The organism is Allobosea sp. 117 (genome assembly GCF_000702305.1).
GTDB lineage: Bacteria > Pseudomonadota > Alphaproteobacteria > Rhizobiales > Xanthobacteraceae > Ancylobacter.
Window position 1 is genome coordinate 245,397 of the sequence record NZ_JNLC01000013.1, and the last position, 12,339, is coordinate 257,735.

The following is a 12,339-nucleotide window of genomic DNA, read 5'->3' on the forward strand; positions in this document are numbered from 1 at the left end:
GCCTCCCGACAGCCCGGCGCCGACGATTAGCACCTCGGCCGCCCTCCGGCATGACGGGGGGAAGAACCGACCCGAACCACCCGACACATTTCCGGCCAGGCTCTGAGGTCGGTCGAGGCAGCCCGTAAAAGTTTAATCAATTTTTACCAACCTCCCTGCTACCTCCCTACCCGTTATCTATCGGGATGAAGTGCCATGGCCGGTCCTGCGCAGAAGCTTCGTATCGCCCTGCTGTTCGGCGGGCGCTCGGCCGAGCACGACGTCTCGGTGATGTCGGCGACCAATGTCGCGCGGGCGCTCGATCCCGCGCGCTACGACACGGTTCCGGTCTTCGTCACCCGCGCTGGGCGCTGGCTGCTGAGCAGCCTGGTGGACGGCGTGCTGGCGACGCCCGCGCAGGGCACGGAGCTGTGCCTGGTGCCGGGCGGGCGCGGGCGCCTGCTGGCGATCCCCGCCTCGGGCACGCCGCACGAGCTGGCGCCGATCGACGCGCTGTTCCCGGTGCTGCACGGGCCGCATGGCGAGGACGGTTCGGTGCAGGGCCTCGCCGAGGTCGCCGACGTCCCCCTCATCGGCTGCGGCATCCTCGGTTCGGCCAATGCGCTCGACAAGGACATCGCCAAGCGCCTGCTCAACGCCGCCGGCATCCCCGCCGCGCGGTCGGTTACGATCCGCCCCGACGCGGTGCCGAGCTTCGAGGAGCTGGAGCGTGCGCTCGGGCTGCCGGTCTTCATCAAGCCGGCGCGGCAGGGCTCCTCGGTCGGCGTGAGCAAGGTGGCGAACGCCGACCAGTACGAGGCGGCGCTGGCAGAAGGCTTCCGGCACGACGGCAAGCTGCTCGCCGAGGAGTTCATCCGCGGCCGCGAGATCGAGTGCGCCGTGCTGGAGGACCCGCAAGGCGGACTGTTCGTCTCGCGCCCCGGCGAGATCGCGCCGGCAGAAAGCCACGGCTTCTATACCTACGACGCCAAATATGTCGACGCTGACGGCGCGGCGATCATGGTGCCGGCGCAACTGCCGCCGGAGTTGGAGGAGCAACTGCGCGAGGCGGCGGCGCGCGCCTTCCGGGCGGTCGGTTGCGACGGCATGGCGCGTGTCGATTTCTTCGTGACGGCGGACCGGGGCTTCCTCGTCAACGAGCTGAACACGATCCCCGGCTTCACCAATATCAGCATGTATCCCAAGGCGATGGCGGCGAGCGACGTCAGCTATCCCGAGCTGATCGACCGGCTGGTCGCACATGGGCTGGCCCGCGCCGGGCGCGCCGGCTAGAGCCCTTTCTGTTCGGATGGAAACATCCGAACGACAAGAAAGTGCTCTCGATTCAATAGGCTGGAGCATTTCCTCTTCGATCAGATGGCTCCATCTGATCGGGAAATGCTCTAAGGATCACGGCGCCGGCCGGCTCAACAGCAGCGGACGGTTGCCTTCCGGCACGCGGGCCCAGCCGCCTTCCTCCTGCTTGGCGAAGCGCAGGCGGTCGCCCTTCGCGTTGAGCATCACGAGGTCGCCGCGCTCGATACGCCAGCGGTCCGGCGCGAAGCGGACGATGCCGGTGTCGCAGCCGGCGGCGAGGGTGAGCGCGAAGTCGCCGTCGCCGATCTGGCCTTCCCCGAGGGTGACGCGGCAGACCGGCGCGCCCTCGGCGCGGGCGATGTCCCAGGCGCCGAAGAGGTCGGCGGGTTGCGCCTGCTCGGCCGGGTCGGCGAGGCGCGGATTGACCAGGAAATAGACGCCGTCATTCTCGCGCAGCGCCTCCCAGGTGCCGCCGACGCCCTCGCTGAACTCGGCGACGAGGCGGCCCTGCCGGTCCTGCAGGCGGATGGTGTCGCCCGCTCCCGGCGTCCAGCCGGCGATGTCGGCGCTGAACAGGATGAGCTCGGAGCAGCTCGTCCTGTCGAACTCCACGGCAAAGCCCGCGGCGCCGGCGGCGTCCGCCTTCAGGGTGATCGGGCAGACGCGGTCGCCATCGGCATTGGTGAGCTGATAGGGCGCGGCAAGGGCGGTGACGAGCGCGACATCGGCCTTTTCCTGCGCATGCGCCATCGGGGACAGGAGAGCCCCGAGCAGGCACAGGACGGCGGCAACGCGGCGCTTAGACCTCTCGCCCGATTTCGGCATGCCCATCCGCCGTCCTTTCCACCAAGCCGGCACGCTACCACCCGTGCCGTGCCGGGTCACGCCGGGCGCGCGGGCACCGGCGTCTCGGGCACCGGGGTGAGCGGCGGGCGGCCGTCGAACCAGGCGAGCAGGTTGTCGACCACGAGCTGGCCCATGGCGCGGCGCGTTAGATGCGTCGCCGAGGCGACATGCGGCAGCAGCACCACGTTGTCGAGCGCGATGAGCGCCTCGGGCACGTGCGGCTCGTTCTCGAACACGTCGAGCCCGGCGGCGCCGAGCGTGCCGGCAGTGAGCGCGCGGATCAGCGCCGGCTCGTCGACCACGGAGCCGCGCGCCACATTGATGAGCATGCCCTGCGGGCCGAGCGCCGCCATCACCTCCTCGTTGATCATGTGCCGGGTCTCAGCCCCGCCGGGGACGATGACGATGAGTACGTCCGTCTCCCGCGCCATTTCGAGGAGGTCGGCATAGTAGCGGTAGGGCACGTCCGGTGCGGCGCGGCGGCTGTGATAGACGACCGGCCGGCCAAAGCCGACGAGACGACGGGCGATCGCCTTGCCGATGCGGCCCATGCCGACGATGCCGATGGTGCGGTCGCGCAGCGTGGCGGTGAGCGGATAGGCACCCTGCGGCCACTTGCCGGCGCGCAGATAGCGCTCGGCCTGCGGCAACTGGCGGATGGTGGCCAGGGTGAGCGCGACCGCGAGATCGGCGACGTCGTCGTCGAGCACGCCCGGCGTGTTGGTGACCACAACGCCGCGCCCGGCGGCGGCGGTGGTGTCCACGGCGTCATAGCCGACGCCGAAATTGGCGACGATCTCGACCGCCGGCAGCTTCTCCAGCAGGGCGCCGGTGACGCGGCGCGCGCCGCCGCCCGTCGAGCCGACGCCGGTCGCCACCGCCTTGATGCGCGGGCCGGCCTCAGCCAGCACCTGCTCGGCGTCCGCCGCATCCAGCCGATGGACGACGAAGCGGTTGGCGAGCTGTGCCTCGATCATCGGCATCATCGGCCCGGTCTGGAGGAGTTCGGGGCGCTCGGCCTGCCCGGTCATGTCGGTCTCCTGCGTTGAGCGGGCCGGTATCCTCGCCGAACCCGCCGCGGTTTCAAGGGGCGCTGTCGGTGATATTGGCCTCGATCGCCTGTTCCGCCTTGCCGGCGCGCTCGCGCGAGATGAGATAGAGGCCGGAGGCGATGACGATGGCGGCGCCCGCCAGCGTCCAGCCATCGGGGACCTGGCCGAACACCAGCCAGCCGAGCAGCGCCATCCAGATGATCTGCGAATAGAGGAAGGGCGCCAGCACCGAGGCGGGGGCGCGCTGATGGGCGAGCACCAGCAGCAGGTGCCCCGCCGCGCCATAGATGCCGGCGAGCGTCATGTTGAGGATGACGGCGGGTGCCGAGGGCGTGCTCCACACCCAGGGCAGGGCGAGCGAGGTCAGCACCGTGCCGATGAGCGAGGAGTACAGCATCATCGTGCCGGTGGAATCGGTCGGCGCCAGAATGCGGGTGGTTATGTTGTAGCCGGCGTAGCAGACCGAGCCGGCGAGCGCCGAAAGCGCCGCCGGGTGGATGCCTTCCGTGGTCGGGCGCACCACGAGCAGCACGCCGACGAAGCCGGTGAGGATCGCGATCCAGCGGCGCGGGCCGATCCATTCGCCGAGCAGGGGCCCGGCCAGCAGCGCGACGAAGAACGGCATCGAGAAGAAGATCGACATCGTCTGGTCGAGCCGCAGATATTGCAGGGCGAAGAAATTGCCGAGCGTCGTGCCGATCAGCAGCAGCCCGCGCAGGATATGGATGCCCGGCCGCGCGGTGCGCCAGACGCCCGGCGCGAACCAGGGATTGAGCACAGCCCAGCACAGCAGGAAATGGCCGATATAGCGCGCCCAGACGATCTCGACCGGGCTGATCGCCTGGCCGAGCCATTTCGCCGTCGCGTCGAGGATGGCGAAGAAGACGAGCGATCCCGAGGTGAGCCCGATGCCGGCAAGCCGCGCTCTGGTGTCGCCGGCTGCGGCGATGTGGGGTGCGGCACGCAGGGCCACGAGACAACTCGCAAGGGAGGAGAGGCGGGGAGGGACGCGCGAAGCGCGTCACTCCTTCCCACGGGTCCGCGCCGCAGGCAAGTGGTATGACATGCTTATAAGGCGCGGCGGTGGAATGCTGCCGCGATGACCGCGCCCTTCCGAGGCGCGACCGCAAGGGCGCGGCTGGTCGAGGCCGATCGCGCGGGTTCTCGAATCAGGCGCGCTTCATCGACCGCGTGCCGCCGGCGGCGAGAGCGCTCTATGCCGTCTCGTCGGCCGTCTCGGTCTCGTCGTCGATGTCCGCCGCGTCATTGGCGTCGGTGGCGGCGCCGAGCTGCGAGGCGAGGTTCTTCTCGACGCGGCGCAGCAGCTTGCGCAGCCGCTTGCGATCCTTGCCGTCGAGGCCGAAGCTCATCGTGTCCTCGATGCGGTCCCAGATGCCGTCGATCGCTCCCGCGCGGGTGCGGCCCTCGTCGGTGAGGTAGACCCGCACCAGCCGCCCGTCGCCGTCCGATGCGCGGCGGGTGAGCAGGCCCTGCGCGGACAGGCGCCCGACCGTCTTGGATGCCGTCGGCGGCCGGACCCGCAGGGCGGAGGCGAGCTCCGTCATGGTCCTGCCGTCGGTATCGGCGAGCAGCTTCAGCACCGTCTCCTGACCCGGAAACAGGCCGAGGTCCGTGAGATGTCGTGCCGCCAGCGCGCGCTGGAGCCGCGCGGCGTGATGCAGCCTGTGCCCGATGCTCTTGTCGAAGCCGTCTTTCATGGCCGACCCCCACGTCCGACCTGTTGTCCCGGCGCGATGCACGCGACGCGCGCGGCGTGAACATGACCGGAAATTGTTTCGCCGTCAAAAATTACTATCGCGCTCGGCTAATCGCCTCGTTCAGCCGGCGAAACGACTTGTTTCAACGCATACGGCCGATCTCGCTCTCGTGCCAGCGCCGCAAGGCCAGCCAGGAGACGAGGCTCAGCGCGAGATAGATGAGAATGCCGGCGAGCGAGACCAGCAGCAGCGCCGCGAACATGCGGGGGATGTTCAGCCGGTAGCCGGATTCGACGATGCGGAAGGCAAGGCCCGAGCCCTGTCCCGCCGAGCCGGCGGCGATCTCCGCGACGATGGCGCCGATCAGCGCGAGGCCGCCGGCGATGCGCAGGCCGCCGAGGAAATAGGGTAGCGCCGCTGGCAGCCGGAGCAGGCGCAGCGTCTGCCAGGAACTGGCGCCCGACAGGGCGAACAGGTCGCGCAGATTGGGGTCGACCGAGTTCAGGCCGAGAGTCGTGTTGGCGAGGATGGGGAAGAAGGCGACGATGAAGGCGCAGACCAGCACCGCCGTGTCGGGCTGCAGGTAGATCAGCATCAGCGGGGCTATGGCGATGATCGGCGTCACCTGCAGGATGACGGCGATCGGGAAGAGCGACAATTCGACGATGCGCGCGCTGGCGAAGACGAGCGCCAGCCCGACCCCGCCGATCACCGCGCAGGCGAGCGCCAGCAGCGTTACCCGCAGCGTCACCAGCAGCGAGCCGAACAGCACCGCCCGGTCGGCGATCAGCGTCTCCAGCACGAGGCCGGGGCCGGGCAGGATGTAGGGCGGCAGCGCGTTCAGCCGCACCACGAGGTCCCAGCCGAGCACGACGAGCGCCAGGACGCCGAGCGGCAGCAGCCAGCGCAGCCGCGACGCGGGCATCAGGCGGCTCCCGGGCCGGCCAGCGCCGCCTCCGGCGCCTCGCGCATGGCGCTCGCGAGGGCCTGCGAAGCGCGGCGGGCCAGCGCGGCATATTCCGGCGAGGTGCGGAAGGCCTCGTCGCGCGGCTGGCCGGGATCGATGGCGAGCTCGGCCGCGATGCTGCCGGGGCGGGGGTGGAACACCAGCACGCGGCCCGACAGGAACACCGATTCGAACACCGAATGGGTGACGAACACGATGGTGCAGCCGAGCCGCCGCCACAGCGCGAGCAGATCGTCGTTCAGCTTGAAGCGGGTGATCTCGTCGAGCGCGGCGAAGGGCTCGTCCATCAGCAGGAGCCGCGGCCGGGTGACGAGGGCGCGGGCGATCGAGACGCGCATCTTCATGCCGCCGGAGAGCTCGCGCGGATAAGCGTCGCGGAAGGCGGCGAGGCCGACCAGCTCCAGCGCCTCCATGATCGCCGGCTCGGCCGCGCGGCGCGACTGCCCGGCGAGGCGCAGCGGCAGATGCACATTGGCGAAAACATTCGCCCAGGGCATCAGCGTCGGCTCCTGGAAGACGAAGCCGATGGAATGGCGCGCATCCGTGCCCGGCGCCCATGCGAGGCGGCCGGCGGTCGGCTCGGCGAGGCCGGCGATCAGGCGCAGCGCGGTGGACTTGCCGCAGCCCGAGGGGCCGAGCAGCGAGACGAACTCGCCGGCGCGAATTTCCATGTCAAGCCCGGCGAGCGCGGTGACGCCGTTCGGGAAGGTCTTGCCGACGCCCTCGAAGCGCAGCAGCGGCGCGGGCGACATCAGCGGACGGCTCCGGCGGGGGAGCAGGTCATTTGGGGCGGAGCTCCCTGCCGACGCCCTTGTTCACGAATTTCAGCGTGTAGGACTTCCTGTAGTCGATGCCGCCGTCGACCACCTTGGCGCGCACCATCTTGTCGAAGAAGCTCTTCATCTTCTCGTCCGTCATCGCGCCGACGCCGAGAGAGAATGTGTCGCCGGAATCGACGATGCCATATTCCCGCATCTTGGCGATGGAGAAGGCGATCATCTCGTCCGTCATCTCCGGATTGTCCTTCTTGATCAGCGCATTGGCCTTGCCGTTGTCGCCATAGATGTAGTTGTACCAGCCGATGATCGAGGCATCGACGAAGCGCTGCACGAGGTCCGGGTTCTTCTCGGCGAGGTCGATGCGGGTCTCGATGGTGGTCGAATAGGTATCGAAACCCTGGTCGGCGAGCAGGAACAGCGTCGGCTTGAAGCCGCCCTGCTTCTCCACCGCGAAAGGCTCGGAAGTGATGTAGCCCTGCATCGCGCTGTTCTTGTCGGCGAGGAAGGGCGCGGCATTGAAGGTGTAGGGCTTCACCTGCCTCTCGCTGAAGCCGTAGTCGGCGACCAGCCACTGGTAGTAGCTGGCGAGTCCTTCCTTGGAGACGAACAGCGTCCGGGTCTTCAGCTCCTCGAACTTCGTCACGTCCGGATGGGCGATCAGCACCTGCGGGTCCTTCTGGAACATGGCGGCGACGATCACCGTCGGTATGCCCTCCTTCACCGAGGAGAAGGCCTGCAGCATGTTCGCGCCCATGTAGAAATCGATCTTGCCGACGGGGAGCAGCAGCCGGTTATTGGCCTGCGGGCCGCCCGGCAGGATGGTGACACTGAGGCCGTATTTTTCGTAGGTGCCGTCGGCCACTGCCTGGTAGAAGCCGCCATGCTCGGCCTGCGCCACCCAGTTGGTGCCGAAGATCACCTTGTCCGCCGCCTGCGCCGCGGTGACGGCGCCGGACGGTGCGGCAAGCAACAGGGCGAGCAGCAGCGCGATCGCGCGGAAGGGTTCGAAACCGAGGCGCATCAAGGGTCTCCGGCGGATAGGGCGAAGCAGTTGGCGCCATATTAGGCGAGCCTTTTGCCGATGCACATAGTGCCGCAGCGACATGGTTTCCGCGCGGTGGGCAGCCGCCGCAGGCGCATCCGCATTTTCCGGCCATCTAACGGGGAAGCTGTCCGCCGCTGTCTCAAGATTTCTCAATCGAGCAACACGGGTGAAACGGGCCGGATTGAGAATGCCGGCCTACTTCCTTGTGATCGCTCGGTAATTTCTGCTGGTACGGCGCTTGCCGGATATCCCCCGGGGGGAGTGCTGCCCGCCACGCGATTGCGGGCAGGTGCGTGTTCCCGGCCGGTCTGAATGCGGCGATCTGCAGTGGGGAGCAGGAGATGGACGTCGGTATCTTCGCAGTGCCTTTCCGTCTGCCGGAGACGGGGCTGAAGGAAGGCCTCGACTGGGATGTGCAGGTCACCAAATGGGCCGAGGAATACGGCTTCGCCGAAGCGTGGTTCGCCGAGCACTACACGCTCGGCTGGGAAAGCACCTGCGCCCCCGAACTGGTGGTGGCCGCCGCCGCGCAGCACACCAGCAGGATCAAGCTGGCGATCGGCGCGAACCTGATCCCCTATCACAACCCCGTCGCGCTGGCGCACAGCCTGATGCAGCTCGACCACATGACCGGCGGTCGGCTGATCGCCGGCTTCGGCTCGGGCGGCTACGCGACCGACGCGCAGCTCTTCGCGGCGCCCGACCTCGAGGAGCGGCGGCGCATCACGGCGGAGGGCATCAAGGTCATCCTCGACATCTGGACGCGCGAGCGGCCCTACACCTATGAGGGTCAGTACTTCAAGGTCGACTATCCGGCCTTCGATCCGTTCTGGGGCGGGCCGATCTGGCGGCCCCTGCAGAAGCCGCACCCCAAGGTCGCCATCGCCGGCATCACGGCCGGCTCGGCGAGCCTCAAGGAGGCGGGCCGCCATGGCTTCATCCCGATGAGCTTCGACCTCGACGTCGAATATCTGCTCAGCCACTGGCGGGCCTATGAGGAGGGTGCGCGCGAGGCGGGTCTGACGCCCGACCGCAAGGAATGGCGCCTGTTCAAGAGCGTCTTCGTCGGGCGCACCGACGAGGAGGCGATCGAGATCGCCTGCAGCAAGCCGGTGACGCGGGTGTTCGACGAGTTCGTGCTGCGCGTCTATGAGCGCTTCGGGCTGCTCGGTTCCTTCGCGCCGGGCGTGCCGGAACACCTCATCACCGCCGAATATCTGGCGAAGAACGTCTGGCTGGTCGGCTCGGTCGACACCGTGGTGCAGAAGATCGAGACCTTCTACAGGCAGGTCGGCGGCTTCGGCGTCCTCGTCACGCCGGCCTTCGACTTCATGGACAATGTGGAGGGCTACCGGAACTGCCTGAGGCTGCTCGGCCAGAAGGTGCAGCCCCAGCTCGCCCGGTTCGCCAAGTAGCGGGCCATGGGAGCGGGGAAGCCGGTGGTGCAGCTTTCCGGCATCTCCGGCTCCCCGGGTCATTCCACCCGGAGAGAAAGAGTTCTAGAACGGCGCGTCACTCACGGATCGCCGGCATGCCTCCCAAGCGCCACTGGACCGAACTCGCCTGGACCGACTTCGCCGCGGGCGACACGGAGAACTGGATCGCGGTTCTGCCGGTGGCGGCGGTCGAGCAGCACGGACCGCATCTGCCGGTCGGCGTCGACGCTATGATCGCTCAAGGCTATCTCGCCGAGGTGCTGCGCCTCGTTCCCGACGACCTGCCGGCGGTGTTCCTGCCGCTGCAGGCGATCGGCCGCTCGGACGAGCATGTCGCCTTCCCTGGCACGCTGACGCTCACACCGGAGACGGCGATCCGCGTGCTGACGGAGATCGGGGAAAGCGTCGCGCGGGCGGGCGTGCGCAAGCTGGTGATCGTCAATTCGCATGGCGGCAACTCGCCGATCCTCGACATCGTGGCGCGCAAGCTCAGGGCCGATGCCGGCATGCTGGTGGTGAGCGTCGCCTGGCAGCGCTTCGGCTATCCCGAAGGGCTGTTCTCGGCGGTGGAGCGCCAGCACGGCATTCATGCCGGTGCGATCGAGACTTCGCTGATGCTCGCCTTCCGTCCCGATACCGTGCGGGCGGACAGGATCGCCGATTTCCCGCCGGCGAGCCTGAGCATGGAGCAGGAATTCCGCTATCTGCGCGCGGACCGGCCAGCCGGCTTCGGCTGGATGGCGCAGGACCTCAGCGCCAGCGGCGCCATGGGCGATGCCCGCGAGGCGAGCGCCGACAAGGGCGCGGCCTGCGCCACCTACGGCGCGCGGGCCTTCGTCGAGCTGTTGGCGGAGGTGCAGGCTTTCGACCTCGCGCGGCTCGCGCCGGGGCCGCTTTCTGGAGACGATTGAGTGAACAGCACGACCGACTTCAGGCTCTCGCTGGAGGAGGCGCGCCGTTATGCCACGCGCGTGCTGGAATGGTTCGGCACCGCGCCGGGCAATGCCGCGGTCACCGCCGCCGCGCTGGTCGCGGCGGAAGCGGACGGCATCGGCACGCATGGCCTGGCGCGGCTGCCGCCCTATGGCACCATGGTGGCGGCGGGCAAGATCGACGGCCACGCCGAGCCGCGGCTGCGGCGGGTGGCGCCGGCGGTGCTGGCGGTGGACGCCGGCAACGGCTTTGCCTATCCGGCAATCGAGGCGGCTTTGCCGGAACTCGAAGCCATGGCCCACGAGGCGGGCATCGCCATGGCCGGCATCCGCCGCTCCAGCCATTTCGGCGTCGCCGGCCAGCCGGTCGAGCGTCTGGCCGAGCGGGGGCTGGTCGCCCTGGCCTTTTCCAACGCCACCGCTTCGATCGCGCCGTGGGGCGGGCGGCGTCCGCTGTTCGGCACCAACCCGCTCGCCTTCGCGACGCCGGTGAAGGGCCGGCCGCCGGCGCTGGTCGATCTGTCGGTCTCGAAGGTGGCGCGCGGCAATGTAATGGTCGCGCTGCAGAAGGGCCAGCCGATCCCGGAAGGATGGGCGCTCGACAAGGACGGCGAGCCCACCACGGATCCGAAGGCGGCGCTCGGGGGCACTATGCTGCCGATGGGCGACGCCAAGGGCACCGCGCTCGCCTTCATGGTGGAGGTGATGGCGGCGGCGCTCACCGCCTCGACCTTCTCCTTCGACACGTCGGGCTTCTTCGACGGCGATGGCCCGCCGGCGGCGATCGGCCATACGATCCTCGCCATCGATCCGGGCCGGATCGCCGGGGCGGCCTATCTCGACCATCTGGAGCGGCTCATCTCGGCGCTCGAGGCCGAGCCCGGCGCGCGGCTGCCCGGCACCCGCCGTCTCGCCAACCGCGCCCGCGCCGGGCGGGAGGGCATCGTCATCCCGGCGGGCCTGCAGGCGGCGCTCGTCGGCATGGGCGTCAAGGCGGCGTAATGGTTGAAAATCGGAACCGCTTTCGCATTTTGCTGGTAATTTGATGCGTACGCCCGATCGTGGGCGCGGGAGGATCAGCAATGGGCGGAATGAGATTTGGCGTCGCGGCGCTCGCCGCGGCGGGCGTGCTTCATTGTGCGGCGGCCTTCGCCGAGCCGGTGAGCTGGAACGGCACCTGGAGCGGAACCAGCAATAGCGGCAATGCCACCACGGTGGTGATCTCCGGCGGCAAGGTCACCAAATGGCTGAACAACGGCTTTCCTAAGAACGTGGTGTCCTCAACGGTTAGCGCCAATCAGGTGACGATCACCGATGACGGCACCTGGAAGGCGACCATGACATCAAAGGATGGCAAGACCGCCACGATGTCCGCGAGCGGCAAGGGCGCCTCGGGCGGCTTCGCCAAGAACAGCTCGACGCTGACTAAGCGCTGAAGCGTCATCGCCGACCATCCGCCGCCACCGGATACAGAAATGGCCGGGGCTGAGCCCGGCCATGATGATGCGTCGTGTGATGCGGCGGCGTGGCGCCGGCCGGCTCACTTCTTGGCGCCGGCGGCGATCGCCTTGCGGATGATGTCCTTGGCGAGCTCCGGCGGTGCCCAGTCGGCGACCGAGACCTTCTTGCCGCGCTCGAGATCCTTGTAGTGGGTGAAGAAGTGCGCGACCTGCTCGATGACGAGCGGAGGCAGCTCGGAATAGCTGCGCACGCCGGCATAGAAGGGGTGCACCCGGTCGGCCGGCACGGCGAGGATCTTCTCGTCCTCGCCCTTCTCGTCGGCCATCATCAGCACGCCGATGGGGCGGCAGGGCACCACGCAGCCCGGCACCAGCGAGACCGGCGCCAGCACGATGACGTCCAGCGGGTCGCCGTCGTCGGCGAGCGTCTGCGGGATGAAGCCGTAATTGCCCGGATAGTACATGGCCGTGTGCAGGAAGCGGTCGACCATGAGCGCGCCGGAGTCCTTGTCGAGCTCATATTTGACCGGCTGGCCGCCGAGCGGGATCTCGATGAAGGCGTGAATCTCTTCCGGCGGGTTGTCCCCGGCGGTGACGCGCGAAATGTCCATGCTCAGGCTCCCGATCCGACGCTGGCCGGGATCACCCGGCGAAGTCGGGCTCCCGTATAGGTCGCGGAAGCCTCGCCGTCCACATGTTGCGATGCGACATTCGGCCAATGCGGTTGACGAATTCGTAGTGCATGGCGTCGATTTGATACATTGTATCGGCCGCGAGGATAGGCTAGATGATATGTTGTATCATGTAA

13 protein-coding genes are annotated in these 12,339 nt (G+C 68.5%); 5 read left to right on the plus strand and 8 right to left on the minus strand.

From position 1 onward, the window contains the following. Nucleotides 1-195: 195 nt before the first annotated feature. Nucleotides 196-1,272 carry a D-alanine--D-alanine ligase family protein gene (locus tag U742_RS0112355; protein ID WP_029353427.1) on the plus strand — a complete coding sequence of 359 codons (1,077 nt, stop codon included), beginning with the start codon at nucleotides 196-198 and terminating at the stop codon, nucleotides 1,270-1,272. A 117-nt stretch (nucleotides 1,273-1,389) separates the two neighbouring features. On the opposite strand, the gene U742_RS0112360 is transcribed toward U742_RS0112355, so the two are convergent. The 7 genes from U742_RS0112360 to U742_RS0112390 all read right to left on the minus strand — a co-directional run bounded on the left by U742_RS0112360 (nucleotide 1,390) and on the right by U742_RS0112390 (nucleotide 7,679). After that, nucleotides 1,390-2,127 carry a protease inhibitor Inh/omp19 family protein gene (locus tag U742_RS0112360; protein ID WP_248310345.1) on the minus strand — a complete coding sequence of 246 codons (738 nt, stop codon included), beginning with the start codon at nucleotides 2,125-2,127 and terminating at the stop codon, nucleotides 1,390-1,392. Nucleotides 2,128-2,177: 50 nt separating this feature from the next. Beyond that, nucleotides 2,178-3,173 (minus strand): 2-hydroxyacid dehydrogenase, encoded by a 996-nt coding sequence (locus U742_RS0112365; RefSeq protein ID WP_029353431.1) that lies wholly within the window; start codon nucleotides 3,171-3,173, stop codon nucleotides 2,178-2,180. 52 nt (nucleotides 3,174-3,225) lie between these two features. Next, entirely contained in the window at nucleotides 3,226-4,167 is a 942-nt protein-coding gene (locus tag U742_RS0112370) for a DMT family transporter (RefSeq protein WP_051661119.1), read from the minus strand. 241 nt (nucleotides 4,168-4,408) lie between these two features. Further along, nucleotides 4,409-4,912 carry a MarR family winged helix-turn-helix transcriptional regulator gene (locus tag U742_RS0112375; protein WP_029353435.1) on the minus strand — a complete coding sequence of 168 codons (504 nt, stop codon included), beginning with the start codon at nucleotides 4,910-4,912 and terminating at the stop codon, nucleotides 4,409-4,411. A gap of 142 nt (nucleotides 4,913-5,054) precedes the next feature. Further along, nucleotides 5,055-5,837: an ABC transporter permease gene (locus tag U742_RS0112380; RefSeq protein WP_029353437.1), complete on the minus strand. Its 783-nt coding sequence runs from the start codon at nucleotides 5,835-5,837 to the stop codon at nucleotides 5,055-5,057. Next, nucleotides 5,837-6,631, minus strand: a complete 795-nt coding sequence (locus tag U742_RS0112385) for an ABC transporter ATP-binding protein (protein WP_051661120.1) — start codon at nucleotides 6,629-6,631, stop codon at nucleotides 5,837-5,839. Before U742_RS0112385 ends, U742_RS0112380 begins: the two co-directional genes overlap by 1 nt. A 28-nt stretch (nucleotides 6,632-6,659) precedes the next feature. Then, nucleotides 6,660-7,679 carry an ABC transporter substrate-binding protein gene (locus U742_RS0112390; protein WP_029353440.1) on the minus strand — a complete coding sequence of 340 codons (1,020 nt, stop codon included), beginning with the start codon at nucleotides 7,677-7,679 and terminating at the stop codon, nucleotides 6,660-6,662. 365 nt (nucleotides 7,680-8,044) lie between these two features. Here U742_RS0112390 and U742_RS0112395 point away from each other — a divergent pair, with 365 nt between their 5' ends. The 4 genes from U742_RS0112395 to U742_RS0112410 all read left to right on the plus strand — a co-directional run bounded on the left by U742_RS0112395 (nucleotide 8,045) and on the right by U742_RS0112410 (nucleotide 11,507). Further along, nucleotides 8,045-9,118 (plus strand): LLM class flavin-dependent oxidoreductase, encoded by a 1,074-nt coding sequence (locus tag U742_RS0112395; RefSeq protein WP_029353442.1) that lies wholly within the window; start codon nucleotides 8,045-8,047, stop codon nucleotides 9,116-9,118. 116 nt (nucleotides 9,119-9,234) lie between these two features. Beyond that, a complete protein-coding gene (locus tag U742_RS0112400) occupies nucleotides 9,235-10,050 on the plus strand; it encodes a creatininase family protein (protein ID WP_029353443.1) in 816 nt (271 codons plus the stop codon). Then, nucleotides 10,051-11,073: an Ldh family oxidoreductase gene (locus U742_RS0112405; protein ID WP_029353445.1), complete on the plus strand. Its 1,023-nt coding sequence runs from the start codon at nucleotides 10,051-10,053 to the stop codon at nucleotides 11,071-11,073. A gap of 89 nt (nucleotides 11,074-11,162) precedes the next feature. Then, entirely contained in the window at nucleotides 11,163-11,507 is a 345-nt protein-coding gene (locus tag U742_RS0112410) for a hypothetical protein (RefSeq protein WP_156034212.1), read from the plus strand. 104 nt (nucleotides 11,508-11,611) lie between these two features. Here U742_RS0112410 and ppa read toward each other — a convergent pair whose 3' ends face one another. Continuing rightward, nucleotides 11,612-12,142, minus strand: a complete 531-nt coding sequence (gene ppa / locus U742_RS0112415; protein ID WP_029353449.1) for an inorganic diphosphatase — start codon at nucleotides 12,140-12,142, stop codon at nucleotides 11,612-11,614. Between the last annotated feature and the right edge of the window lie 197 nt (nucleotides 12,143-12,339).

Coding starts and splice junctions, on each gene's coding strand:
- U742_RS0112390 (WP_029353440.1), bottom strand. CDS start 7,679: ATGCGCCTCGGTTTCGAACCCTTCCGCGCGATCGCGCTGCTGCTCGCC.
- U742_RS0112365 (WP_029353431.1), bottom strand. CDS start 3,173: ATGACCGGGCAGGCCGAGCGCCCCGAACTCCTCCAGACCGGGCCGATG.
- U742_RS0112355 (WP_029353427.1), top strand. CDS start 196: ATGGCCGGTCCTGCGCAGAAGCTTCGTATCGCCCTGCTGTTCGGCGGG.
- U742_RS0112400 (WP_029353443.1), top strand. CDS start 9,235: ATGCCTCCCAAGCGCCACTGGACCGAACTCGCCTGGACCGACTTCGCC.
- U742_RS0112410 (WP_156034212.1), top strand. CDS start 11,163: ATGAGATTTGGCGTCGCGGCGCTCGCCGCGGCGGGCGTGCTTCATTGT.
- ppa (WP_029353449.1), bottom strand. CDS start 12,142: ATGGACATTTCGCGCGTCACCGCCGGGGACAACCCGCCGGAAGAGATT.
- U742_RS0112395 (WP_029353442.1), top strand. CDS start 8,045: ATGGACGTCGGTATCTTCGCAGTGCCTTTCCGTCTGCCGGAGACGGGG.
- U742_RS0112375 (WP_029353435.1), bottom strand. CDS start 4,912: ATGAAAGACGGCTTCGACAAGAGCATCGGGCACAGGCTGCATCACGCC.
- U742_RS0112385 (WP_051661120.1), bottom strand. CDS start 6,631: ATGTCGCCCGCGCCGCTGCTGCGCTTCGAGGGCGTCGGCAAGACCTTC.
- U742_RS0112380 (WP_029353437.1), bottom strand. CDS start 5,837: ATGCCCGCGTCGCGGCTGCGCTGGCTGCTGCCGCTCGGCGTCCTGGCG.
- U742_RS0112360 (WP_248310345.1), bottom strand. CDS start 2,127: ATGGGCATGCCGAAATCGGGCGAGAGGTCTAAGCGCCGCGTTGCCGCC.